21 protein-coding genes and 1 pseudogene are annotated in these 24,645 nt (G+C 68.8%); 16 read left to right on the top strand and 6 right to left on the bottom strand.

Going from position 1 to position 24,645, the window contains the following annotated elements:
• Nucleotides 1-36: 36 nt before the first annotated feature.
• The 5 genes from EZH22_RS03395 to uvrC all read right to left on the bottom strand — a co-directional run bounded on the left by EZH22_RS03395 (nucleotide 37) and on the right by uvrC (nucleotide 4,681).
• The gene (locus tag EZH22_RS03395; protein ID WP_203194371.1) at nucleotides 37-804 is read right to left on the bottom strand and encodes an SDR family NAD(P)-dependent oxidoreductase; all 768 of its coding nucleotides are present in this window, start codon (nucleotides 802-804) and stop codon (nucleotides 37-39) included.
• Nucleotides 805-909: 105 nt separating this feature from the next.
• A complete protein-coding gene (locus EZH22_RS03390; protein WP_408647665.1) occupies nucleotides 910-1,386 on the bottom strand; it encodes a molybdenum cofactor biosynthesis protein MoaE in 477 nt (158 codons plus the stop codon).
• Nucleotides 1,387-1,391: 5 nt separating this feature from the next.
• On the bottom strand, nucleotides 1,392-1,643 hold the full coding sequence (gene moaD, locus EZH22_RS03385) for a molybdopterin converting factor subunit 1 (protein ID WP_203194370.1): 252 nt from the start codon (nucleotides 1,641-1,643) through the stop codon (nucleotides 1,392-1,394).
• On the bottom strand, nucleotides 1,640-2,281 hold the full coding sequence (gene pgsA, locus EZH22_RS03380) for a CDP-diacylglycerol--glycerol-3-phosphate 3-phosphatidyltransferase (protein ID WP_203194369.1): 642 nt from the start codon (nucleotides 2,279-2,281) through the stop codon (nucleotides 1,640-1,642). Before pgsA ends, moaD begins: the two co-directional genes overlap by 4 nt.
• A 102-nt stretch (nucleotides 2,282-2,383) precedes the next feature.
• Complete coding sequence (gene uvrC, locus EZH22_RS03375; RefSeq protein WP_203194368.1) at nucleotides 2,384-4,681, bottom strand: excinuclease ABC subunit UvrC; 2,298 nt, start codon at nucleotides 4,679-4,681, stop codon at nucleotides 2,384-2,386.
• Between the two features lie 284 nt (nucleotides 4,682-4,965).
• On the opposite strand from uvrC, the gene EZH22_RS03370 reads away from it, so the two are divergent.
• The 3 genes from EZH22_RS03370 to EZH22_RS03360 all read left to right on the top strand — a co-directional run bounded on the left by EZH22_RS03370 (nucleotide 4,966) and on the right by EZH22_RS03360 (nucleotide 7,377).
• Nucleotides 4,966-5,592 carry an outer membrane protein gene (locus EZH22_RS03370; protein ID WP_203194367.1) on the top strand — a complete coding sequence of 209 codons (627 nt, stop codon included), beginning with the start codon at nucleotides 4,966-4,968 and terminating at the stop codon, nucleotides 5,590-5,592.
• Between the two features lie 248 nt (nucleotides 5,593-5,840).
• Nucleotides 5,841-6,539, top strand: coding sequence for an outer membrane protein (locus EZH22_RS03365; RefSeq protein ID WP_203194366.1), 699 nt, complete (start codon nucleotides 5,841-5,843; stop codon nucleotides 6,537-6,539).
• Nucleotides 6,540-6,729: 190 nt separating this feature from the next.
• Nucleotides 6,730-7,377: an outer membrane protein gene (locus tag EZH22_RS03360; RefSeq protein WP_203194365.1), complete on the top strand. Its 648-nt coding sequence runs from the start codon at nucleotides 6,730-6,732 to the stop codon at nucleotides 7,375-7,377.
• A 52-nt stretch (nucleotides 7,378-7,429) separates the two neighbouring features.
• Here the strand turns inward: EZH22_RS03360 and panD are convergent, their stop codons facing one another.
• Nucleotides 7,430-7,891 (bottom strand): aspartate 1-decarboxylase, encoded by a 462-nt coding sequence (gene panD / locus EZH22_RS03355; RefSeq protein ID WP_203194364.1) that lies wholly within the window; start codon nucleotides 7,889-7,891, stop codon nucleotides 7,430-7,432.
• A 292-nt stretch (nucleotides 7,892-8,183) separates the two neighbouring features.
• On the opposite strand from panD, the gene EZH22_RS03350 reads away from it, so the two are divergent.
• From EZH22_RS03350 to ccoP, 13 genes and pseudogenes are all read left to right on the top strand, one after another.
• The gene (locus tag EZH22_RS03350) at nucleotides 8,184-9,173 is read left to right on the top strand and encodes a Gfo/Idh/MocA family protein (RefSeq protein ID WP_203194363.1); all 990 of its coding nucleotides are present in this window, start codon (nucleotides 8,184-8,186) and stop codon (nucleotides 9,171-9,173) included.
• Between the two features lie 216 nt (nucleotides 9,174-9,389).
• Nucleotides 9,390-10,544, top strand: coding sequence for a DegT/DnrJ/EryC1/StrS family aminotransferase (locus EZH22_RS03345; RefSeq protein ID WP_203194362.1), 1,155 nt, complete (start codon nucleotides 9,390-9,392; stop codon nucleotides 10,542-10,544).
• An 85-nt stretch (nucleotides 10,545-10,629) separates the two neighbouring features.
• Entirely contained in the window at nucleotides 10,630-12,180 is a 1,551-nt protein-coding gene (gene murJ, locus EZH22_RS03340; protein ID WP_203194361.1) for a murein biosynthesis integral membrane protein MurJ, read from the top strand.
• A gap of 165 nt (nucleotides 12,181-12,345) precedes the next feature.
• Nucleotides 12,346-13,536 carry an efflux RND transporter periplasmic adaptor subunit gene (locus EZH22_RS03335; protein ID WP_203194360.1) on the top strand — a complete coding sequence of 397 codons (1,191 nt, stop codon included), beginning with the start codon at nucleotides 12,346-12,348 and terminating at the stop codon, nucleotides 13,534-13,536.
• Between the two features lie 10 nt (nucleotides 13,537-13,546).
• Nucleotides 13,547-16,726 (top strand): efflux RND transporter permease subunit, encoded by a 3,180-nt coding sequence (locus tag EZH22_RS03330; protein ID WP_203194359.1) that lies wholly within the window; start codon nucleotides 13,547-13,549, stop codon nucleotides 16,724-16,726.
• 293 nt (nucleotides 16,727-17,019) lie between these two features.
• The gene (locus tag EZH22_RS03325) at nucleotides 17,020-17,619 is read left to right on the top strand and encodes a TetR/AcrR family transcriptional regulator (RefSeq protein WP_231711283.1); all 600 of its coding nucleotides are present in this window, start codon (nucleotides 17,020-17,022) and stop codon (nucleotides 17,617-17,619) included.
• Nucleotides 17,604-18,392: pseudogene (locus tag EZH22_RS32785) on the top strand (HlyD family secretion protein); the annotation flags it as partial. The gene EZH22_RS03325 and the pseudogene EZH22_RS32785, both read left to right, overlap by 16 nt.
• Before the next feature lie 178 nt (nucleotides 18,393-18,570).
• Nucleotides 18,571-19,575 (top strand): ABC transporter ATP-binding protein, encoded by a 1,005-nt coding sequence (locus EZH22_RS03315; RefSeq protein WP_408647663.1) that lies wholly within the window; start codon nucleotides 18,571-18,573, stop codon nucleotides 19,573-19,575.
• On the top strand, nucleotides 19,572-20,708 hold the full coding sequence (locus tag EZH22_RS03310; protein WP_203196362.1) for an ABC transporter permease: 1,137 nt from the start codon (nucleotides 19,572-19,574) through the stop codon (nucleotides 20,706-20,708). The genes EZH22_RS03315 and EZH22_RS03310 overlap by 4 nt, the downstream gene beginning before the upstream one ends.
• 356 nt (nucleotides 20,709-21,064) lie before the next feature.
• Complete coding sequence (gene ccoN, locus EZH22_RS03305; protein ID WP_203194357.1) at nucleotides 21,065-22,687, top strand: cytochrome-c oxidase, cbb3-type subunit I; 1,623 nt, start codon at nucleotides 21,065-21,067, stop codon at nucleotides 22,685-22,687.
• Between the two features lie 11 nt (nucleotides 22,688-22,698).
• Nucleotides 22,699-23,448, top strand: coding sequence for a cytochrome-c oxidase, cbb3-type subunit II (ccoO, locus tag EZH22_RS03300; RefSeq protein WP_203194356.1), 750 nt, complete (start codon nucleotides 22,699-22,701; stop codon nucleotides 23,446-23,448).
• 3 nt (nucleotides 23,449-23,451) lie between these two features.
• Complete coding sequence (locus tag EZH22_RS03295) at nucleotides 23,452-23,613, top strand: cbb3-type cytochrome c oxidase subunit 3 (RefSeq protein ID WP_203194355.1); 162 nt, start codon at nucleotides 23,452-23,454, stop codon at nucleotides 23,611-23,613.
• A gap of 4 nt (nucleotides 23,614-23,617) precedes the next feature.
• Nucleotides 23,618-24,502, top strand: a complete 885-nt coding sequence (gene ccoP / locus EZH22_RS03290; protein WP_203194354.1) for a cytochrome-c oxidase, cbb3-type subunit III — start codon at nucleotides 23,618-23,620, stop codon at nucleotides 24,500-24,502.
• Nucleotides 24,503-24,645 lie beyond the last annotated feature (143 nt).

Below are 24,645 nucleotides of genomic sequence, written 5' to 3'. Positions count from 1 at the left end.
CGGAGGGAAAGCAGTGCCTCGCGCGTCAGGTGCGTGTCAGAGCGAGGAGACGAGGTGGCCGCCATCGACCACCAGCGTCGTCCCGGTCACATAGGCCGAGGCATCGGAACACAGGAACAGCAGCGGCCCCTCGAGGTCGGCGAGGGCGCCGAGCCGGCGATAGGGGATGCGCTTGACGAGGGCCTTGCCGGCCTCGCTCGCGAAGAAGTCGCGGTTGAGGTCGGTCTCCACATAGCCGGGGCACAGGGCATTGGCGCGGATGGCGTAGCGCGCCCATTCCAGGGCCATGGACTTGGTCAGCTGCACCAGGGCGGCCTTGGAGGCCGAATAGGCTGCCACCTGCCCGGCGACCCGCAGCCCGAGGATGGAGGCGACGTTGACGATGCTGCCGCCCCGTTTGCTCTCGGCCATGGCGCGGGCCGCGGCCTGGCCCACGAGGAAGCCGCCCTTGAGGTTGGTGTCGAGGATCGAGTCCCACTCGGCGGCGGTCTCGCTCAGCAGCGGCGTGGTGGCGGTGACGCCGGCATTGTTGACGAGAATGTCGAGGCTCCCGAACGCATCCGTCACCTCGGCGACGGCGCGTGCGGCGGATGCCGGGTCGGTCACGTCGAGCGCCACCGGCAGGGCATCGCCGCCGGCGTCGCGGATGCGCGCGCACAGGGCGGCGCAGGCATCCACGCGCCGGGCCGCGACGGCCACGCGCGCGCCGGCCGCGGCGAGCCGTTCGGCGAAATAGGCACCCAGGCCTCCGGACGCGCCTGTGACCAGCGCGGATCGGCCCTCGAGGCTGACGCGAAATTCCATGGATCGTTTCTCTCACCAGCAGGGGCCGTTGGCCGGCTCTTATATTGAGTCAGGGTTTAATAGACATGGCTCGGGGACCGGCGCAAGGGGCGCCGGCGCAGGCTTTTACCGGCTTTCCCCGGTCGCGGTCCAGCGGTCCGCCGCCACGTCGTCGCTGGCCTTTGCCGCCACCCAGGCGCCGCCGTCGGCGCGCTCCTCCTTCTTCCAGAAGGGGGCGTTGGTCTTCAGCCAGTCCATGAGGAATTCCGCGGCGTGGAACGCCGCCGAGCGGTGCGCCGAGGAGGTGACCACGAGCACGATGGGCTCGCCCGGCGTGATCCGTCCATGCCGGTGCACCACGGTGGCGCCGAGGAGCGGCCAGCGCCGGCGGGCCTCCTCCAGATGCCGCGTGATCTCCTCTTCCGCCATGCCGGGATAATGCTCCAGCGTCAGCGCGGCGAGGGCCGCGCCGTCGGCGCCCGCATCGGCGCGGCACAGGCCGGTGAAGGTGACCACGGCGCCGACGTCGGTGCGGCCGAGGGTGAGGCTGGCGCTCTCCGCCGCGGCGTCGAAGGGGGGCTCCTGGATGCGCACGGTGAACACGCCGCTCAGCCTCCGGTCATGGGGGGGAAGAAGGCGATCTCCCGCGCGCCGCCCAGGGGGGTGTCCGGCTTCACGTGGCGCCGGTCGAGGGCGGCGCGCACGACGGCCGGGTTCTCGAAGGCATGAGCGTGGGCCTCGTCGCGGCCCGCGAGCCAGCGGGCGAGGTCGGCGACGGTCGAGACTTCCGGCGGCGGCGCCACGTCTTCCTCGGCGAGCCCGACCCGCTCGCGCAGCCAGGCGAAATAGAGCACCCTCACGGCTCGTCCTCCACCAGGTGCCGGGCGCCGGCGCTGAAATAATCGTAGCCCGTATAGAGCGTGAGCACGGCGGAGATCCACAGCAGGATGAGGCCGATGAGGTTCACCCCCGGCAGCACCGCCTCGCCCGCCTGTCCGGTGATGAGCACGCCCACGGCGACGAGCTGCATGGTCGTCTTCCATTTGGCCAGGCGCGACACCGGTACCGAGACGCGCAGCTCGGCGAGGAACTCGCGCAGGCCGGAGACCAGGATCTCGCGGCACAGGATGACGATGGCGGCCCACAGGGACCAGCCGCGGATGGTGCCGTCGGAGGCGAGCATCAAAAGGCAGGTGGACACCAGCAGCTTGTCGGCGATGGGGTCCAGCATCCGCCCGATGGCCGATTGCTGCGACCAGACGCGGGCGAGGTAGCCATCGAAGAAGTCGGTGATGGCGGCGGCCACGTAGAGGGCGAGCGCCACCCAGCGCAGCCACAGCCCGCCGGCCAGGATATCCGACCAGAACAGGCAGGCGGCCACCAGCGGCACGGCCACGCAGCGGGCGTAGGTGAGCAGGTTCGGCAAGGAGAGCGCATGGCTGCGCCGGCCCTGGCCGGGGGCCGAAGAAGGGGAAGAACGGGTCGCTGCCTCGGCCATCACCATCACGTCGCCGGTGGGGGAGCCGCCTCATGCGCTCCGTCTGGGATCCTATTTAGGCCGTGGGAGCGGCGGGCGGAAGCCTCCGCAGCTCCGACGGCCTCACGATGTGGGCCGTTCATGGAAGTAATCATACACCGCCTTGGCGGTGCCGGCATTGATGCCGGCCACCTGCTCGAGGTCCGCCAGCGAGGCCCGCTCGATGGCCTTCAGCGTGCCGAAATGGCGCAGCAGAGCCCGCTTGCGGGTGGGTCCGACCCCCACGATCGCCTGCAGCCCGGCTTCCGTGATGTCCTTCTTGCGCCGCGCCCGGTGGGAACCGATGGCGAAGCGGTGGGCCTCGTCGCGCAGGCGCTGGATGAAATAGAGCACCGGATCGCGCGGTTCCATGCGGAAGGGCGCGCGGCCGGGCAGGAAGAACTGCTCGCGCCCGGCCTCGCGATCGAGGCCCTTGGCGATGCCCACCAGCGGCACGTCGGTGATGCAAAGCTCGTCCAGCACCTGCCGCGCCACGTTCAGCTGGCCGAGGCCGCCGTCGATGAGGACGAGGTCGGGCCAGGGGGAGGCCTCGGCGGCGTCGGGGAGGGCCTCGGGTTCGTCCGGGGGATCGGCTTGGCTGCTGTCCCGATCCGCACGGGAGGCGGGGGCGGGGATCTCGTCGCCCGAGAGGAGGCCCTCGGGGAGGCCTTCACCCCTCACCCCGCCCCTCTCCCGCAAGGGGAGAGGGAGAAGCTGTGGCGCCGGCGGTGGGACTTCCTCTCCCCTTGCGGGAGAGGGCTGGGGTGAGGGGGAATCAACCTCTGGCGGGAGCGCCGCCTGCTCCGATGCTGCCTCGGCATCCACGCCGTCCGGCCCGGCCGCCCCCTCCCGCGGCGCTTCCTTGAGCAGCCGGGAGAAGCGGCGGCGAAGCACCTCGCGCATCATGCCGAAATCGTCGCCGGGCACGAGGTCCGCCGACTTGATGTTGAACTTGCGGTACTGGGATTTGCGGAACCCCTCCGGCCCCGCCACGATCATGCCGCCCACCGCATTGGTGCCCATGATGTGGGAATTGTCGTAGACCTCGATCCGCCGGGGCGGCCGGGCCAGCCCGAAGGCGGTCGCGACCCCCTCCAGAAGCCTGGCCTGGGTGGCGGTCTCGGCCAAGGTGCGGGCGAGCGCCTCGCGGGCGTTCTGGAGCGCGTGCTCGACGAGGTCGCGCTTCTCGCCGCGCTGGGGCACGGCGATCTCGATGCGGTGGCCGGTCTTCTCCGACAGCGCCTCGGCCAGCAGCGCCTGATCCTCCACCTTGTGGGAGAGCAGGACGAGGCGCGGGCAGGGCTTGTCCTCGTAGAACTGCGCGAGGAAGGCGCCCAGCACCTCGGCCTCGCTCAGGGAGCGGTCGGCGCGTGGATAATAGGCGCGGTTGCCCCAGTTCTGGCCAGTGCGGAAGAAGAACACCTCGATGCAGGTGGCGCCGCCCTGCTGGTGGCAGGCGAACACGTCCGCCTCCTCGACCCCGCGCGGATTGATGCCCTGCGAGCCCTGCACCGCCGAGAGCGCGGCGAGGCGGTCGCGCAGGCGGGCGGCGCGCTCGAACTCCAGGTCCTGCGAGGCCGCGTCCATCTCCCGCGCCAGCTCCTCCTTGATGGCGCGCGAGCGGCCGGAGAGGAAGGCGCGGGCCTCGCGCACCAGCTCGGCATAATCCTCCTGGCTCACCTCGCCGGTGCAGGGGCCGGCGCAGCGCTTGATCTGGAACAGCAGGCAGGGCCGGGAGCGGTTCTCGTAATAGCTGTCGGAGCAGGAGCGCAGCAGGAAGGCGCGCTCCAGCGCGTTGATGGTGCGGTCCACCGCCCACACGCTGGCGAACGGGCCGTAATAGTCGCCGGGCCGGTTGCGGGCGCCGCGGTGCTTGGCGATCTGCGGCGCGGCATGGTCGGCGGTGATGAGGATGTAGGGGAAGGACTTGTCGTCGCGCAGCAGCACGTTGAAGCGCGGCTTCAGCTGCTTGACCAGGTTGGCCTCCAGCAGCAACGCTTCCGGCTCGCTGCGGGTGGAGACGAATTCCATGGACGCGGTGGCGGCGATCATCCGGGCGATGCGGTTGGTGTGGCCCACCGGGCGGGTATAGCTGAGCACCCGCTTCCGGATGCTCTTCGCCTTGCCCACATAGAGGACCGTGCCGTCCGCCGCGATCATGCGGTAGACGCCGGGACCGGCGGGTGCGTGCTTCGCCGCGCGCACGATGGCCGCGCGGCCGGAAGCGAGGCTCTCCTCGCCGGGGAGCGGCGCGTCCTGCGTGTCGAGGAGGACCAGGCCCTCCTCGTCCATGTCCTCCGCGTCCTCCGCTTCCGGCGGGAGAGCGGGGTCGGCCTTGGCGAGGGCGATTTCGGGCGGGTCGATGGGGCGTCTGCCGGTCATGGCCCCTATGTAATGCGCCCGGGCGGCGGAGGGAATCGCCGAGGCGGCCGCCATTGCGTTTACCCCTGCTCAACCATGGCCGCATGCGGCCGCCACGCGACGCCGGGCGGCGATCGGGCAATGAAGATATTCGCCTTGTTTTTCAATGAGATGTCCGATTAACCCGGTGTTAGGCATCCCGGCGGGCGAGGCTCGGCCGGACAGAAATGGGCAAGGTTCCCCTGCGAGGGTCGCGGCAAGCCCGGGCGCGGCAGGCGCCGGCGACATTTCTGGAGGACCTGTCCATGCGTTTGCGTCTGCTCGCTTCCACCGCTGTCCTGGCCGGGCTCGCGGCCGGGCTCGGGCTCGCCGCCCCAGCGGCCGCGGCCGACCTGTCGGGCCGCTACGCCCCCGTCGCCTATGCGCAGCCGGCGCCGGTGTTCACCTGGACCGGCTTCTATCTGGGCGCCAATGTCGGCTATGGCTGGGGCTCGTCGGGCTTCGACAGCCCCGCCGGCGCCGTGGGCGGCCTGCAGGCGGGCTATAACTTCCAGTTCGCCAGCCCCTTCGTGCTGGGCGTCGAGACCGACTTCAACCTCTCCGGCATCTCCGGCGGCACCTTCGGCCTCGACTATTTCGGCACGGTGCGGGCCCGCGCCGGCTATGCCTTCGACCGCGTGCTGGTTTACGGCACCGGCGGCTTTGCCTACGGCCAGGGCAGCCTCGATTTCTTCGGCCTGTCCTCCAGCGCCACCCAGACGGGCTGGACTCTCGGCGCCGGCGCGGAGTTCGCCCTCGATCGGAACTGGAGCGCGAGGGCTGAATATCTTTACGTAGATCTTGGCAGCGCAACCTTTCCGACCCTCACCGGGCCCGTTACTACCGGCCTTGATGCCAATATTCTGCGGGCAGGCGTCAATTTTCGCTTCTGAGCGAAAGCCTGACGCTAGGGCATGATTTGTGGCGGAACATGGGAACAATCTCACCTCTGCCACTTTTTACCCAAGGCCGCGTCACATCTGTAAAGGAACATTAGAAAGTTGCCACATCTCTGCCCGGTTTGATTTTGGGGGTGTGGCCCGTTCGCTACAGACGCTCGCGGCCCTCGGCTGTATGAAAGAACCACCTTCGGCGAGGGTCCTCCGGGACGACGCCGACCGAACCAAAGAAGGTAATGATCATGTTGAAGCGTGCACTTCTCGGGGCCACAGCCCTGGTTCTTCTGGCCGGCTCCGCGTCGGCGGCCGACCTGTCGACCCGCTATCCCGTGAAGGCGGCGCCGATTCCTGTGCCGATGTTCTCCTGGACCGGCTTCTATATCGGCGGCAACGTGGGCTGGGGCTGGGCGAGCAACACCTACGACTACACGGCGTTTGGTTCGCCCTTCACCTATTCCTATGACCTCGGCGGCTCCAACGGCTTCTTCGGCGGCGGCCAGGTCGGCTACAACTATCAGTTCGCCAACAACGTGGTGCTCGGCGCCGAGGCGGATCTGGAGTGGGCGGACATCGGATCGAGCGCGGTCCTCGTCGGTGGCCCGGCGGGCGGCATTCTCGCCTCCCAGAACGTCGACTATTTCGGCACCATCCGCGCCCGCCTCGGCTACGCGATGGACCGCTTCCTGCCGTACATCACCGGCGGCGCCGCCTGGGCCAAGATGAACTATTCCGACCCGTTCGGCATCAGCTACGACACCACCAAGTGGGGCTGGACCGTGGGTGCGGGCGTGGAATACGCCATCACCAACAACTGGACCGTCAAGGCTGAGTATCTCTATCTCAACTTCGACAATACCAGCAACACCCTCGTCAACGGCGACCAGCTGTCGGTGGGCACCAATCTCAGCACCGCGAAGCTGGGCGTGAACTACAAGTTCTGATCCGACGCCTCGCGTCGAAGGGGGTTCCCGGCCTGGCCGGGAACCCCTTTTTCTTTTTCGGCCTGCCGCGCCACACGCCTTCGTGAGCGCTGCCCCGCCTCCGCCATCGCTTTGCCGCGGCCACGCCATGAGCCCGCCAGGGCCGGCGCCGACACTTGCTACACCTGTCGGCATGCGAGGGAGCGCGGCCATGAAGCGGTTTCTCGTCGGTGCAGCAGCTTGTGCGGCCCTGGTGGCCGGTTCCATCTCGGGTCCCGCCGCCGCCGCCGATCTCGCCCGCGCACCCGTCGCCAAGGCGCCCGTGGCCATCCCGGTCCCGGTCTTTTCGTGGACGGGGTTCTATATCGGCGGCAATGCCGGGTACGACTGGGGTTCGGGCCAGGACGCGCTGGCCGTCGCGGGCGTCGATCCCAAGGGCTGGCTCGCCGGCGGCCAAGTCGGCTACAACTACCAGTTCAGCAACAACATCGTCGCCGGCGTGGAGGCGGACGTCCAGGGCGGGGACATCAGCGGCGGCACGCCCGCGGTGTCCAGCACGCTCGACGTGTTCGGCACCGTGCGCGCCCGGCTCGGCTATGCGTTCGGGCGGGTGCTCCCCTACGTCACCGGCGGCTTGGCCTGGGGCAACAATTCCATTGATTTCGCCGGGCTCGGCCAGTCCCAGACCCTGACCGGCTGGACCGCCGGCGCGGGCATCGAATATGCCCTGACCGACCACTGGACCGCCAAGACCGAGTACCTCTACACCGACTTCGGCTCCAAGTTCTACGACAGCCTCGGCGCCAATGCCGGCGCCACCTCGCAGACGGCGCGGGTCGGCTTCAACTACAAGTTCTGACGCCCGACCACGCCAGGCCGGTTCGAGCGGGCGGGCGCTGGCCGCGCGCCGCCTATCCGGCGTGGCCGGGCGCAGCCCGCAGCGGCACCGGCTGGGCCGTGCCAGCCTCGTCGCGCACGGCGAAGTGATAGCGCCCGCTCGTGTCCCGCGTCACTTCGTAGGTGAGGCGGGAGGCGATGCGGTTTTCCGCATCGAAGGTGAGCACCCGCGGGCGCAGCGTCACGATCTCGCCTTCGGTCACGTAGACCGAATTGCAGATGATCACCTGGTCGCCTGGCTGGCAGGTGCGCGCCGCGGCGCCGTTGAGGATGCAGCAGCGTGAGCCGCGCTCGCCGAGAATCACGTAAGTGGAGATGCGGGCGCCGGAATTGCGGTTCCAGATCTCGACGAATTCGAGCGGCAGGATCCCGGCCTCCTCGCAATGGTCGGGGTCGAGGGTGATGGAGCCGTGATAATTCAGCTCGGCCCCGGTCACGGTGATGCCGTGCAGCTTGCCGGCGACGATCTTGCGCATGGGCCGAGCCCTACTCCCGGTTTGGAAAAAGCGCGCTGTGATAGGCCCTCGCGCCGGTCAGGGAAAGCCCCGCCGCGGCCGGCCCGGGCCTGTGCCGGTAACAAGGGGATGCAATTCTTGAACGCTGCCGATGCGTGCAATTGACGCCGCTCCTCGCCTTTTTAACTATGTTCATGCTACGAGCCCGCTTCGGTAACCACAGATGAGGGCTGAAATGGCTCATCCGGCAGCGCCCGCCACGGAGCGCGCCCAGGCAGGTCAGGTGGCAGGCCAAGTGACTGATGCAGGCCAAATGACGGGTCAAGCGACGAGGCGGATGCAGGCCGGGCCGGTGCGCATCGGCGTCACCGGCATCGGCATCATGGGCTCCAACCACGCCCGCGTTCTCTCCGGGCTGCCCGACGCCGAACTGGTGGCCGTCGCGGACCCCGACCAGGAGCAGGCCCAGCGGGTCGCCAGCTTTCTCGGCTGCAAGGCGGTGGGCGACCACCACGCGCTCCTCGACCTCGGCCTCGACGCGGTGGTGGTGGCGGCACCCACCCACCTGCACCACCCCATCGCCCTCGACGTGATCGCCGCCGGCTGCTCGGTGCTGGTGGAGAAGCCGGTGGCCTCCACCACAGAGGAAGGGCGTGAGATCATCGCCGCCGCCCGGGAAAAGGGCGTGACCTTGATGGTCGGCCACGTGGAGCGCTTCAATCCGGCGGTCCGCGCCGTGAAGGATGCGATCCGCGGCGAGAACCTCCTGTCCATCGCCATCACCCGCGTCGGCCCCTTCCCGCCACGCATGTCCAATGTGGGCGTGGTCATCGACCTCGCCGTGCACGACATCGACCTCATCCGCTGGTTCACCGAATCGGACATCGTGGAAGTGCAGCCGCAGACCTCGGCGGCGCTGGCCGAGCGCGAGGACATCGCGCTGCTCCAGTTCCGCACCGCCTCCGGCGTGCTCGCCCACATCAACACCAACTGGCTCACCCCCTTCAAGGCGCGCACGGTGCACGTGGCGACCTCGAAGAAGTACGTCATCGGCGACCTGCTCACCCGCCAGGTGACCGAGCATTTCGACTACCGGCCGGACGGGTCCTATTCCACCCGTCACCTGCCGGTGGCCTATGCCGAGCCGCTGCGGGCGGAGCTCGAAAACTTCCTCTCCGCCGTGCGCGCCGGCCGCCCGCCGGAAGTCACCGGCGAGGAGGGGGTGGCGAGCCTCGAGATCGCCATGTCGTGCCTGCCCGGGGCCAGCGCCGCGCAAACCGCCAGGCGCCGCGCCGTCGGCTGACCGGGACGGGCGGCGTCGTCCGCGCCCCGTGGCCGCACGATCAGTCCGCACGATCTGCCCGCCCGCCCGATCCGCCCGCTCATGCCACCGGCCCTGGTCCGCGACCGATGCCGGTGGGGTGTGCTCAAGCGCCGCGCGGGCTTGACCCAGGGCCAATGAGGCATGCTCATCGGCCCTGGGGATTTTGCTCCTTCGGAAATCTGCCAGGGATAAGAGATGACCTCTCCCGCGACGGCCCAGACGGCCCCCATCGCCTTCATCGACCTTGCCGCCCAGCGCGCGCGCATCGGCAGCCGCATCGACGAGGCGGTGCTGCGCGTGCTCGCCTCCTGCCGCTTCATCAACGGGCCGGAGGTGACCGCCTTCGAGGAGAAGCTCGCCGCCTTTGCCGGGGCGAAATATGCCGTCTCCTGCTCCAGCGGCACGGACGCGCTGGCGCTGCTGCTCATGGCGTGGGGCGTGAAGCCCGGCGAGGCGGTGTTCTGTCCCGCCTTCACCTTCTGCGCCACCGCCGAGGTGGTGCCCTATCTGGGCGCGACGCCGGTGTTCGTGGACGTGAAGGAAGACACCTTCAACATGGACCCGGAAAGCCTGGAGCTCGCCATCCAGGTGGCCATCGCGCAGGGGCTGGAGCCGCGCGTGGTGATCCCGGTGGACCTGTTCGGCCAGCCGGCCGACTACGACGCGATCCTGCCCATCGCCGAGAAATACGGGCTCAAGGTGCTGTGCGACACGGCGCAGGGCTTCGGCGGCACCTGGAACAACAAGCGCACCGGTTCCATCGGCGATGCCACCGCCACCTCCTTCTTCCCGGCCAAGCCGCTGGGCGCCTATGGCGACGGCGGCGCCATCCTCACCGACGACGCGGAGCTGGTGGCGGTGCTCAAGAGCCTGCGCGAGCACGGCCAGGGCGTGGACAAGTACCAGAACGTGCGCATCGGCATGACCGCCCGCCTGGATACGGTGCAGGCGGCGGTGCTGCTGGAGAAGCTCGCCATCTTCGAGGAGGAGATCGCCGCCCGCGAGCGCATCGCCCTGCGCTACAACGCGCTCCTGCGCGACGTGGCGACGGTGCCGGTGGTGGATCCGCGCGCCTCCTCGGTCTGGGCGCAATACACCATCCGCCTCGCCCCCGGCGTGCGCGACGGTCTCGCCGACAAGCTGAAGGCGGAGGGCATTCCCACGGCGGTCTACTACCGCCTGCCCATGCACCTGCAGCCTGCCTATCGGCACTATCCCGCCGCCGGCGCCATTCTGCCGGTGTGCGAGGCGCTGGCGGAGGAGGTCATCTCCCTGCCCATCCACGCCTATCTCGACGAGGCGACGCAGGACCGCATCGTCGACGCGGTGAAGCGGGCCCTGGCGGCCTGATCGGGGGCGGCGGCCAGGCCGCATTGCGCGGGCACCTGCCTGTGCTCTAGGGTCCGGCCGCGTCTCGAGGGGCCGGCCTGATTTCATGTTCCGCAACATCCTCTCCGTCGGCGGGCTGACGCTCGTCTCCCGCCTCGCCGGCTTCATCCGGGACGTGGTGATGGCGGCCGTGCTGGGGGCGGGGCCGGTGGCGGATGCCTTCCTCGTCGCCTTCCGGTTGCCGAATCACTTCCGCGCCATCTTCGCCGAGGGCGCCTTCAACGCCGCCTTCGTGCCCACCTATGCCCGGCTGCGGGAACAGGGAGGTGTCGCGGACGCGCGGGCGTTCGCCGACGAGATCCTCACCGCCATGATGCTGGTGCACGCGGTGCTGCTCGCCCTGGCGCTGGGCTTCACGCCGCAGTTCGTCGGGCTGCTCGCGCCCGGGCTGGCGGACGATCCGGAACGCTTCGGCCTCGCGGTGACGCTCACGCGCATCACCTTCCCCTATCTGGCGCTCATCTCGGTGGCGACGCTGGTGTCCGGCGCGCTCAACGCTTCCGACCGCTTCGCCATGGCGGCGGCGGCGCCGATCCTGATGAATGTCTGCATGGTGGGCACGCTGCTGGGCGCCGCGCTGTTTCCCACCGCCGGCCATGCGGCCGCGTGGGGGGTGCTGATCTCCGGCGTCGCGCAGCTCTTCGCCGTCGGGCTCGACGCGGAGCGCCACGGCATCGGCCTGCGATTCGGCCGGCCGAAGCTGGATCCCGGCACGCGGCAGTTCCTGAAAGCCCTCGGCCCGGCGGTGATCGGATCGGCCGGGGTGCAGATCGCGCTGTTCGCCGACACCATCATCGCCACCTTCCTGCCGGCCGGGGCGCTGTCCGCGCTTTATTACGCGGACCGGATCAACCAGCTGCCCATCGGCGTGGTCGGCATCGCCGTCGGCACGGTGCTGCTGCCGGAGATGGCGCGCCGGCTGGCGGCGAAGGACGATGCCGGAGCCGCCGAGGCGCAGGCGCGCTCCATCGAGCTCGCCGCGCTCCTCGCCATCCCCTTCGTCGCCGCCGCCCTCACGGTGCCGGACCTCACCATGCGGGCGCTGTTCGCCCGCGGCGCCTTCACCAATGCCGACGCGGCGGCGGCGGCGGCGACGCTGCAGGCCTACGGGGTGGGGCTGCTCGCCTTCGTGGTGGTGCGGGCCTTCATCGCGCCGTTCCATGCGCGCGGCGATACCCGCACGCCCATGATCGCCTCGCTCAGCGCGGTGGCGCTCAATGTGGCGCTCAAGTTCGCCCTCATGGGCAGCCTCGCCCAGGTGGGCCTTGCCCTCGCCACCGCCGTGGGCGGCTGGATCAATGTGGGACTGCTCATCGTCTTCGCCGTCCGGCGCGGCTTTCCCGTCGGGGACGCGCCGCTCGGCGGACATCTCCGGCGCCTGGGCATGGTTCTCGTTCTGGTCGCCGCGGTCCTGTACGCCACCTCGTCCGGGTTGCAGCTGCTGCTGCCGCAGGGCTTTCCCGCTCGCGAGGAAGTGATGCTCGCCGGCGTCGTGGCGGTGGGCGGGGCGGTGTACGCGGCGGCGGTGGTGCTGCTTCTCGGCCGGTCGTTCCTGGCCGGTGTCATGGGACGGGCGAAACCCGTCCAAACCGGTTGACCCGGGCCGGCGGATGTGAACTTTTTCCGCCCGGGCGTTTTGCATTGCACACAGCTGTGCTAGACGAACGGCCGATTTTCCGGTTTCGGCCATCGGTTGCGGGAGGTGCCGAACCTTCGCACATGTTCATCGACGGACGCTCGCGCCCGTCCAGGAGCCGGACCGATGCCCCACGTCGCGTGCCCAAAAGTATTCAGCTACCTTGCGATGGCGCTCGCTTTGGCGCTGCCGCTGGCCACGGCCGGCGAGGCTGCCGCCCAGGGCGCCGCTCCGCCGCCTCCCGTTGTGACGGTGGCCAATCCGACCCCCAAGACCGTCACCGACCGCGAGGAATACGTGGGCCGCTTCGTCGCCGTCGACGAGGTGAACGTGCGCGCCCGCGTCTCGGGCTATCTCGACAAGATCGGCTTCACCGACGGGCAGATCGTGAAGGAGGGCGACCTGCTCTTCACCATCGACCAGCGCCCGTTCAAGATCGCGGTCGACCAGGCGCAGGCCAATCTCGCCCAGGCGCGCGCCAACCTCGATTTCGCCAAGGCGGACCTGGAGCGCGCGCGCACGCTGCTGGAGGACCGCACCTCCAACGCCATCTCCAAGCAGACCTTCGACCAGCGCACCCAGGCCGAGCGGACGGCCGCGGCCATCGTGCAGTCGCAGGAGGCGCAGGTGCGCTCCGCCCAGCTCGACCTCGCCTTCACCGAGGTGCGGGCGCCGGTCACCGGCCAGATCGGCGACCGCCGGGTGTCGGTGGGCAACTACGTCACTGGCGGCACGGCCGGCTCGCCGACGCTTCTGGCCGTCATCGTCTCCACCGACCCCATCCGTTTCGAGTTCACCATCGACGAGGCCTCGCTGCTGCGCATCGCGCGCCGCAAGGGCAGCGCCGAGATCAAGGGTGACCCGGTGTCGCTGAAGCTGCTGGACGACAAGGACTTCGTCCACCAGGGCAGGCTCGACTTTCTGAACAACGTGATCGACCGCGAGACCGGCACCATCCGCGGGCGCGCCGTGTTCGACAACAAGAACGGCTTGTTCCGCCCCGGCATGTTCGCCCGCATCCGCCTGCAGTCCTCCGATCCCTACCAGGCGCTTGCCGTGCCGGACGTGGCCATCGGCACGGAGCAGGTGAACAAGTTCGTCTACGTGGTGGGCCCCGAAAACAAGGTGGCGCAGAAGGTCGTCACCCTCGGCCCGCTGGTGGACGATTTGCGGGTCATCCGCAGCGGCCTCTCCGCCGACGACAAGGTGGTCGTGAACGGCCTCATGCGCGTGCGGCCGGGGGTCACCGTCAACCCGCAGATGGCGGAGGCCAAGCCCGCCACAGCCGCCGCCGCCCCGCCCGCCCCGGCGAAGTGAGGCGGCCGTCATGCGCTTCTCCCACTTCTTCATCGATCGCCCCATCTTCGCCTCGGTGGTCTCGGCGGTGGTCGTCATCCTCGGCGCGGTGTCCTACCTGCGCCTGCCGGTGGCCCAGTATCCGGAGATCGCCCCGCCGGTGATCACGGTGACGGGGCAGTATCCCGGCGCCTCGGCGGAAATCGTCGCCGAGACGGTGGTGGCGCCCATCGAGCAGCAGATCAACGGCGTGGAGCACATGATCTACATGTCGTCGAACTCGACGGCGGATGGTCGCTTCTCCATCTCGGTGACGTTCGACATCGGAACCGACCTCGATATCGCCCAGGTGCAGGTGCAGAACCGCGTGGCCATCGCCCAGCCGCGCCTGCCGTCCGAGGTGCAGCAGGTGGGCGTGATCACCGCCAAGTCCTCGCCGGACCTGCTGCTGGTGGTGAGCCTCTACTCGCCCGACGGCTCGCGTGACCCGCTCTTCATCTCGAACTTCGCCAATATCGAGATCAAGGACGTGCTCTCGCGCATCGACGGCGTGGGCTCCATCACGGTGTTCGGCTCGCGCGAATACGCGATGCAGATCTGGCTCGATCCGGACCGGCTGTCGCAGCTCAACCTCACCACCACGGACGTGGTGGCGGCGCTCAAGGCGCAGAATGTGCAGGTGGCCTCAGGCGTGCTCAACCAGCCGCCGGTGCCGAACCAGCGCGCCTTCCAGATCGCCGTGCGCACGCTGGGCCGCCTGTCGGACCCCGCCGCGTTCGCCGACATCGTCATCAAGCAGACCGACCAGGCTCTGGTGCGGCTGAAGGACGTGGGACGGGTGGAGATCTCCGCCCAGGACTACGCCTCCACCTCGTTCCTCGACAAGGACATCTCCATCAACCTGGGCATCTTCCAGCGCCCGGGCTCGAACGCGCTCGCCACCGGCAATGCGGTGGTCGCGGAGATGGCGCGCATCGGCAAGACCTTCCCCGAGGGCCTGAAATACTCGATCTTCTACAACCCCACCGAATTCATCCAGCAGTCGGTGGATGCGGTGGTGCACACCATCGGCGAGGCCATCGTGCTGGTGGTGCTGGTGGTGATCCTGTTCCTGCAGACCTGGCGGGCGGCGATCATCCCCATCCTCGCCATCCCGATCTCGCTGGTCGGGACCTTCTTCGTGATGACCCTGTTCGGCTTCTCGCTGAACAACCTCTCCTTGTTCGGCCTGGTGCTCGCCATCGGCATCGTGGTGGACGACGCCATCGTCGTGGTCGAGAACGTGGAGCGCAACATCGAGGCGGGGCTCTCCCCGCGCGATGCCGCCTACAAGACCATGGACGAGGTGGGCGGTGCGCTGATCGCGATCTCGCTGGTGCTGTCCGCGGTGTTCGTGCCCACCGCCTTCATCACCGGCATCTCCGGCGAGTTCTACCGGCAGTTCGCGCTGACCATCGCCGGCTCGACGCTGATCTCGCTCCTTGTCTCGCTCACCCTGTCGCCGGCCATGTGCGCGCTGCTGCTGAAGCCGCACCGCTCGGCGCATGAGAAGCCCGCGTGGTACGCGCGGCCGGTGGTGGGCTTCTTCCGCCTGTTCAACCGCGGCTTCGAGGGCCTCGGCAACGGCTATGCCTGGATGACGTCCCGGCTGGTGCGGGTGGTGGCGCTGATGCTCATCATCTATGCCGGCATCGTCGCCTTTGGCGGCTGGCTGTTCGTGACCACGCCGCAGGGCTTCATCCCGCAGCAGGACCGCGGCTACCTCATCGTCGTCGCCCAATTGCCTCCCGGCGCCTCCATGCAGCGCACCGAGGCGGTGATGAAGCGCGCCGGCGAGCTGGTGCTGGGCACGCCGGGCGTGGGCCACATCGTCAACATCGCCGGCTTCTCCGGCGCCACCTTCACCAACGCGCCGAACGCGGGCGCCATGTTCGTGATCCTCGATCCGTTCGCCCAGCGCGCCGGCCATCCCGAGCAGACGGCGGCCGCCATCCAGGGCGCGCTGTTCGGCAAGGTGGCCTCGATCCAGGAAGCGCAGATGATCGTGGTGCAGCCGCCGCCGGTGCAGGGCATCGGCAACGCGGGCGGCTTCCGCATGATGATCGAGGACCGCGCCGGCAACGGTCTGCTCGCTTTGCGCAACGCCACCTACGCCATGATGGGCGCCGCCGCCCAGACGCCGGGGCTGATGCAGGTCTACTCCCTGTTCGAGACCTCGACGCCGCAGCTGTTCCTCGACATCGACCGGCAGAAGGCGCAGTTGCTCAAGGTCAACGTGGCCGACGTGTTCTCGGCCCTGCAGACCTATATCGGCTCGTCCTACGTCAACGACTTCAACCTGTTCGGCCGCACCTTCCGGGTGCAGGCGCAGGCGGATGCGCCGTTCCGCCTGGAGCCGAAGGACGTGCTGTCCATAAGGGTGCGGGCGGCCAACGGGGAGACGGTGCCGCTCGGCTCCTTCACCACCGTGCGCGACATTTCCGGTCCCTACCGGGTGCCGCGCTACAACCTCTACCCCACCGCCGAGCTCGACGGCTCGCCGGCGCCCGGCTACTCGCAGGGGCAGGCGATCCAGATCATGCAGGAGCTGGCGGCGAAGGTGCTGCCGCAGGGCTTCTCCTATGAGTGGACGGCGCTCGCCTACCAGCAGCAGCGGGCCGGCAACACGGCGATCTTCGCCTTCGCCCTGGGCGTCGTGTTCGTGTTCCTGGTGCTGGCGGCCCAGTATGAGAGCCTCACCTTGCCGCTGGCGGTGATCCTCATCGTGCCCATGTGCCTGGTGGCGGCGCTCATCGGCGTGATCCTGAGGGGGCAGGACAACAACATCCTCACCCAGGTGGGCTTCATCGTGCTCATCGGCCTCGCGGCCAAGAACGCCATCCTGATCGTCGAGTTCGCCAAGCAGCTGGAGGACCAGGGCCACGGCCGGCGCGAGGCCTCGGTGGAGGCGGCGCGGCTGCGCCTGCGGCCCATCATCATGACCTCGCTCGCCTTCATCCTCGGCGTGGTGCCGCTGGTGTGGGCGACGGGGGCCGGCTCGGAGCTGCGGCAGGCTCTGGGCACGGCGGTGTTCTCGGGCATGATCGGCGTCACGCTGTTCGGCCTGGTGTTCACGCCGGTCTTCTACGTGTTCGCCCGCTGGCTGGCCGGCCTGGGCGCCGGGCGCCGCGCGGCGACGCCGGCTCCCGACCATCCGGCGCCGGCCGAATAGGCCGCCGGATCCGCCAGCCCATCCTGAAGGAAACGCCCTGCCTCTCACCGGAGGCAGGGCGTCTTCGTTTGATCGTCGCGTCCCCGGCGCCTGCGTTGGCGGCTCGCGCCGGATGTGGTAGTGACTGACGCGTCAGTCATTCATTGCCGGCGAACGACACCACCGCCATGCTGCCGACGACGAGAGCGCCTACGGGACCTGCCGCCGGTTCGGAAGCCGGGCCGCGCGAGCCCGCGCCGTTGCCGCCGGCGGAGAGGCCCGCCCCGGCGCCGCGCCGCAAGCGGGCCGCGCCCATGGACAAGGCGGCACGGCGGCGGGCCATCCTCGAAGCCGCCCTGGCCGTGTTCGCGCGCGACGGCTTCGCCGGTGCGCGGCTCGACGAGGTGGCGCGCCGGGCCGGCGTGGCCAAGGGCACGCTCTACCTCTATTTCACCGACAAGGCGGCGCTCTTTCGTGGCCTCGTGGAAGAGACCGTCGTCCCGGTCCTCGCCGATGCCGACCAGGTGGTCGCGCTGTTCCCGGGGACGACGCGGGAGCTTCTCGACCTGCTCATCGAGCTGCTGGCGGCGCGCATCCTCGACACGCCGGCCCAGGCGGTGGTGCGGCTGATGATCGCCGAGGGGCCGCGCTTCCCGGAGCTCGCCGCCTTCTACCATCGCGAGGTGGTGTCCCGGGGCCTCGCTCTGGTGCGCCTGATCATCCAGCGCGGCCTCGACCGCGGCGAGATCTCCTCCGACCTCGCCGTGCGCTTCCCCCAGCTGGTGATATCGCCGGCGATCCTCGCCGTGGTCTGGAACAGCATGTTCGGCGCCATCGATCCGCTCGATGCGCGTTCCTTTCTCGCCGCCCATCGCGACCTGCTGTTGCGCGGCCTCGGATGGAGAGACAGTTGAGAGGCGCCGCACTCTTCCTCGCGCTGGCTGTCCCCGCGCTGGTCCTCGCCGGCTGCGACGCAGGCGGCCCGCAGGCCTTCTCCGGATATGTGGAGGGCGAACTCGTCTTCATCGGTCCCACCGAGCCGGGGCGGATCACCCGGCTGCTGGTGGAGGAGGGCGATCAGGTGAAGGTCGGGCAGGTCGTCGCCCGCGTGGAGGACGATCTCCAGATCGCCGACCGCGATGCGGCGGCGGCGCAGCTGAAGGAGGCGCAGGCCCGCCTCGCCGATGCCCGCTCCCCGCTGCAGCGACCCGAGGAGATTGCCGTGCTGCAGGCCTCGGAGCAGCGTGCCGCCGCCGCCCTCGATTTGTCCCGCATCGACCTCGACCGGCAGAAGACGCTGGTGCCCAAGGGCGCGTCCTCCCAGGCCAACCTCGACGCCGCGCAGCACCAGTACGACCAGAACCAGGCGGCGCTGGACGAGGCGCGCAAGCGCATCTCCGCCGCCGGCATCGCCTCCCGCACCCAGGCCATCGAGGCGGCGGAGCAGGCGGTGCTGGCCGCCAGCGCCAACCTCGCGGGCGCCCAGGTCCGGCTGGACCGCCGCACCGTCAAGGCCTCCGTGGAGGGCCCGGTGCAGACGGTCTACTTCCGGCCGGGCGAGCTGGTGCCGGAGGGCCGGCCGGTGGTGTCCCTGCTGCCGCCGGGCCTGGTGAAGGTGCGCTTCTTCGTGCCCGAGGCCGCCTTGCCGAAGGTCGCCCTCGGGGCCCCGGTCTCCGTCACCTGCGACGGCTGCCCGCCGACGACGGCGAAGGTCTCCTTCATCGCCGCCCAGGCGGAATACACGCCCCGGTCATCTACAGCCGGGAAGAGCGCTCCAAGCTCGTCTACATGGTGGAGGCCCGGCCCGACGACCCGGCCAAGGCGCGGCCTGGCCAGCCGGTCAATGTCAGCCTGGGCGCCAGGCCGTGAGCGCGGATGCGCCGGGCCCGGTGCCGCGGCCGGAGGTGAGGTCGGACCCGAAGCCGGATGTGGCCATCGAGGTGGAGGGCCTGTCCAAGAGCTTCGGCGGCAATCGCGTGGTGGACAACCTGTCCATGCGGGTGATGCGCGGGCAGATCTACGGTTTCCTCGGGCCGAACGGCTCGGGCAAGACCACCACCATCCGCATGCTGTGCGGCCTGCTGACGCCGGATTCCGGCCGCGGCACCTGCCTCGGCATGGATATCCTGACCGAATCCCGGCGCATCCGCGAGCATGTGGGCTACATGACGCAGCGCTTCTCCCTCTATCAGGACCTGTCGGTGCGGGAGAACCTGGAGTTCGTCGCCCGCGTCTACGGTGTGCCGCAGCCGGAAAAGGCGGCGGCCGACGCCTTGAAGCGCCTCGGCCTCGAAGGGCGGGGCAAGCAGCTGGCGGGGGCGCTGTCCGGCGGCTGGAAGCAGCGCCTGGCGCTCGGCGCCTGCATCCTGCCGGGTCCCGATCTGCTGCTGCTCGACGAACCCACCGCCGGCGTCGACCCGCAGGCGCGGCGCGAGTTCTGGGCGCAGATCCACGACCTCGCCGCCGAGGGCCTGACCGTGCTGGTCTCCACCCACTACATGGACGAGGCCGAGCGCTGCCACGAGATCGCGTACATCGCCTACGGCAAGCTGCTCGCCCAGGGCACGGTGCAGAGCGTGATCGCGGCGGCGGGGCTCACCACGGTCACCGTGGAGGTGGCTGGCGAGGTCGGCCACGAGGCGGGCCTGCTCGTTGCCCGGCTCGGCCGCGACCTCGCCGAGCGGCCGGGGGTGGACATGGTGGCGCCCTTCGGCACCGCGCTCCACGTGTCGGGCCGCGACGCCACGGCGCTGGAGGCGGCCATCGCGCCCTTCCGGAGCGACGCCCGCCTCGTCTTCCGCGCCGATGCGCCGACGCTGGAGGACGTGTTCATCGACCTCATGCGCCGCTCCAGGGACGAGCTGCGATGAGCGCGCGCACGGCTGCCTTCGGCTTCCTGCGGCGCGTCGGCGCCATGATCGTCAAGGAGTTCATCCAGCTCCGGCGGGACCGGGTGACCTTCGCCACCATGATCATGATCCCGCTGCTGCAGCTGATCCTGTTCGGCTACGCCATCAACACCACGCCGCGGCAGCTGCCCACGGCGGTCTTCTCCCACGAGAACACGGACGTCAGCCGCGCCATCCTCGCCGCCTTGCGCAACACCGCCTTCTTCGCCTTCGTCAAGGAGGCGGGCAGCGCGGAGGAGGCCGAGCACATGATCCGCGCCGGCGAGGTGCTGTTCTTCGTGGAGATCCCGGCCGGCTTCGAGCGCGCGCTGCGCCGCGGCGACCGCCCGCAGCTGCTGGTGGCGGCGGACGCCACCGACCCGGTGGGATCGGCCAATGCCCTCGCCGCGCTCGGCGGCGTGGTGACCTCCGCCCTCGCCCGCGAGCGCTTCGTCGACGATGCCGGCACCAGCGCGTTCGAGATCGTGCAGCACCGGCGCTACAATCCCGCCGGCACCAGCCAGCTCAACATCGTGCCGGGCCTGCTCGGCACCATCCTCACCATGACCATGCTCATCTACACCGCGCTGTCGGTGACGCGGGAGCTGGAGCGCGGCACCATGGAGAGCCTGTTGTCCATGCCCATCCACCCGGTGGAGATCATGCTGGGCAAGATCACGCCCTACGTGCTGGTGGGCATCCTGCAGGCGGTGCTGATCCTCGGCGCCGGCATGGGGCTGTTCGGCGTGCCGCTGGAAGGCTCGGCGCTGCTGCTGGCGGTGGCGACGCTGCTTTTCATCACCGTCAACCTTTCCATCGGCTACACCTTCTCCACCCTGGCGCAGAACCAGCTCCAGGCGGTGCAGATGTCGTTCATGTTCTTCCTGCCCTCCATCCTGCTGTCGGGCTTCATGTTCCCCTTTTCCGGCATGCCGCAGTGGGCGCAGTGGATCGGCGAGGGGCTGCCCCTCACCCACTACCTGCGCATGGTCCGCGGCATCCTGCTGAAGGGATCCGGCTTTTCCGACCTGCGCGTAGATGGCGCGGCGCTGCTGGTGTTGATGCTCGTCGCCATGGGCATCGCCGTGGCGAGATTTCGTCAAACCCTTGACTGAATGCCGCGCGGCATGATGTCGCCAAGATCAGCGCTGCGATGTGAGGCCGCAGACCGTGGCTAAAATGCAGCCGACCGCGTTCAATGACCACGTGTCTTAAGTTGTCCGACTTTCCGGAAAGGACGAAAGTTGGCCCGCCTGCCGATAAAATCGCCGGCTAAGCCTTTGGCGTTGCGACCGGCCGTCGCAGCGCGCATCGACCGCGTCACTTCACGCAGCTTTGACCTGTATCAAGGAGAAAACGGGCTTGCGGCGCATGGTGCGCCACGGCTCCGAAGGTGCAGTGTTAATGCCTCGGCGCGAGGGGTTCTGAAATGTCAACAATCCAAGATCCGGTCCGGATGCCGGCGAAGTCCATGCGGTTCGGGGAAGCCGGGCTGCTGGTGGTCTTTGCCGCCTTCGCCTTCTTCGCGATCGTCGTCGCCGCCAAGGCCTACACGCCTGAATATGCGTTCCACGCGTATCTGTTCGCCGCGGCCAGCATCGCGTCGGTGTTCGCCATCGGCAACCGCTACATGAACCGGGCCGCCGGTCCGGTGCCCCAGTTCATCGATGGCAAGCCCAACTACAATTTTGACGTGGTGAAGGTGGGCACCATCCTGGCGGTGGTGTGGGGGATCGCCGGCTTCCTGGTGGGGGTGATCGCGGCTCTGCAGCTCGCCTTCCCGGTGGTCAACCTCGACCTGCCCTGGATCTCCTTCGGCCGCCTGCGCCCGCTGCACACTTCGGCGGTGATCTTCGCCTTCGGCGGCAACGTCCTCATCGCCACCTCGTTCTACGTGGTGCAGCGCACCTCGCGCGCGCGCCTCGCCGGCGACCTCGCGCCGTGGTTCGTCGTGCTGGGCTACAATTTCTTCATCGTCATCGCCGGCACGGGCTACCTGCTCGGCATCACCCAGGGCAAGGAATACGCCGAGCCGGAATGGTATTCGGACCTGTTCCTCACCGTGGTCTGGGTGACGTATCTCCTGGTGTTCCTCTTCACCGTGCTGAAGCGCACTGAGCCGCACATCTATGTGGCGAACTGGTTCTACTTCGCCTTCATCATCACCATCGCGGTGCTGCATCTCGGCAACAACGCCTCGGTGCCGGTGTCGGTGTTCTCCTCGAAGTCCTACATCATCTGGTCCGGCGTGCAGGACGCCATGTTCCAGTGGTGGTACGGCCACAACGCGGTGGGCTTCTTCCTCACCGCCGGCTTCCTCGCCCTGATGTACTACTTCATCCCCAAGCGCGCCGAGCGGCCGATCTATTCCTACCGGCTGTCCATCGTGCATTTCTGGGCGCTGATCTTCATCTACATCTGGGCCGGCCCGCATCACCTGCACTACACCTCGCTGCCGGACTGGGCTCAGACCCTGGGCATGACCTTCTCGATCATCCTGTGGATGCCTTCGTGGGGCGGCATGATCAACGGCCTGATGACCCTGTCGGGCGCCTGGGACAAGCTGCGCACGGATCCCGTCATCCGCATGATGGTGGTGGCGGTGGCCTTCTACGGCATGTCGACCTTCGAGGGTCCGATGATGTCGGTGAAGGCGGTCAACTCGCTCAGCCACTACACCGAGTGGACCATCGGCCACGTGCATTCCGGCGCGCTCGGCTGGGTGGCCTACATCTCCTTCGGCGCCATCTACTGCCTGGTGCCCTGGCTCTGGAACAAGCGCGAAATGTACTCGCTCAAGGCCGTCTCCTGGCACTTCTGGATCTCGACCCTCGGCATCGTGCTCTACATCTCCTCCATGTGGGTGGCGGGCATCCTCCAGGGCCTGATGTGGCGGGCCTACACCCAGCTGGGCTTCCTCGAATACTCGTTCATCGAGAGCGTCGAGGCGATGCACCCGCTCTATGTCATCCGCGCCCTGGGCGGCATCCTGTTCCTGGCCGGCGCGCTGATCATGGCCTGGAACATCTGGAAGACCATCACCATGACTGAAGCGGCGACCGAGCAGAAGCTCGCCCTTCAGCCGGCTGAATGAGGGAGGTCCCCATGGCATCGCAAGGCACCTCCATCTGGGCCAAGCACCAGATCTTCGAGAAGCACTCCTACTGGCTGATGCTCGGCATCCTCGTGGCGATCTCCGTCGGCGGCCTGGTGGAGATCGCGCCCCTCTTCTACCTGAAGAGCACCATCGAGAAGGTGGAGGGGATGCGCCCCTACACCCCGCTGGAATTGGCCGGGCGCAACATCTACGTGCGGGAGGGCTGCTACAACTGCCACTCGCAGCAGATCCGCCCGCTGCGCGACGAGGTGGAGCGCTACGGCCACTATTCGCTGGCGGCCGAGAGCATGTACGACCACCCCTTCCAGTGGGGCTCCAAGCGCACCGGCCCGGACCTCGCCCGGGTGGGCGGCAAGTATTCGGACCTGTGGCAGGCCGAGCATCTCAACAACCCGCGCGCCGTGGTGCCGGCCTCCATCATGCCGAGCTACCCCTGGCTGGCGAAGACCAGGCTGGACGGCAAGCACATCGCCGCCGACATGAAGGACCTGAAGCTGCTCGGCGTGCCCTACACCGACGAGATGATCGCCAAGGGGCAGGATGACCTGAAGACCCAGGCCACCACCGATGCCGCCGATGCCGACGCCCTCGCCAAGCGCTACCCGAAGGCGCAGGTGCGCGACTATGACGGCAATCCCGGCGAGGTGACCGAGGCGGATGCCCTCATCGCCTACCTGCAGATGCTGGGCACGCTCGTGGACTTCAAGCTCTACGACAACCAGGCGAATGTGAGGTGAGTGATGCACGAGACCTATCTCTGGCTTGCCTCCTTCGCCCAGACCGGTGGCCTGCTGCTCTTCGTCCTCGGCTTCGCGCTGGTGATCGCCTACGCCTTCTGGCCCTCGAAAACGAGGAAGAAGGACTTCGACGACGCCGCCAATATTCCGCTCAAAGAGGATTGATCCCGTGAGCACGACACATGAAACCCACCACGGCAAGGTGGATGCCGCCACCGGCGTCTCGACCACCGGTCACGAATGGGACGGCATCTCCGAGCTGAACAACCCGCTGCCGCGCTGGTGGCTGTGGGTGTGGTACGCCTGCATCGTCTGGGCCGTCGGCTACTGGATCCTCTATCCGGCCTGGCCGCTGATCAACTCCGCGACGCCGGGGCTGCTCGGCTGGAACTCGCGCGCGGCGGTCCAGACGCAGCTCGCCGATCTCCAGGCGCTGCGCGCCGAAAGCGCGGCCAAGCTCACCAATGCCTCCCTCGAGCAGATCGAGCAGACGCCGGCGCTGCTCACCCTCGCCCGGGCCCAGGGCCGCGTGGCCTTCGCCGACAATTGCGCGCCGTGCCACGGTGCGGGCGGCGGCGGCGCCACCGGCTTTCCCAACCTCAATGACGACGACTGGCTGTGGGGCGGCTCGCTGGCGCAGATCCAGCAGACCATCAACTACGGCATCCGCTCGAAGGATTCCGAGACGCGGACCGGGTCCATGCCCGCCTTCGGCCGCGACGGCATCCTGCAGAAGGCGGAAATCTCGGCGGTCGCCGATTATGTCCGCACCCTCTCCGGCATGGCCAAGCCCGGCGCCGACTTCGACAAGGGCAAGGAGGTGTTCGCCGCCAACTGCGCTGCCTGCCACGGCGACGACGGCAAGGGCAACCAGGAACTGGGCGCCCCCAACCTCACCGACGGCATCTGGCTCTACGGCTCGGACAAGGCCACCATCGAGGCTGGTATCGTCAACGGCCGCGGCAACGAGATGCCCGCCTGGCACACACGCCTTGATCCGACCACCATCAAGGCGCTTACCGTATACGTGTATTCGCTCGGCGGCGGCCGCTGACCGGCCGAAGACCTCGCCACCCGGCCCGCACCGCGGGCCGGGTGGCTCAATTCCGGGAGCCGGACCGGCTCGGGCGCCGATCGCGATCGGCGCCCCGGCCAGATGAGACGCACGCGGGCGCCGTGTGTTCGGGACGAGGGGGG

The sequence above is a fragment of the Xanthobacter dioxanivorans genome (assembly GCF_016807805.1).
In the GTDB taxonomy this organism is placed as follows: Bacteria; Pseudomonadota; Alphaproteobacteria; order Rhizobiales; family Xanthobacteraceae; genus Xanthobacter; species Xanthobacter dioxanivorans.
The sequence above is the reverse complement of the archived record's forward strand: the minus strand, read 5'-3'. Positions and strand labels throughout refer to the sequence as shown.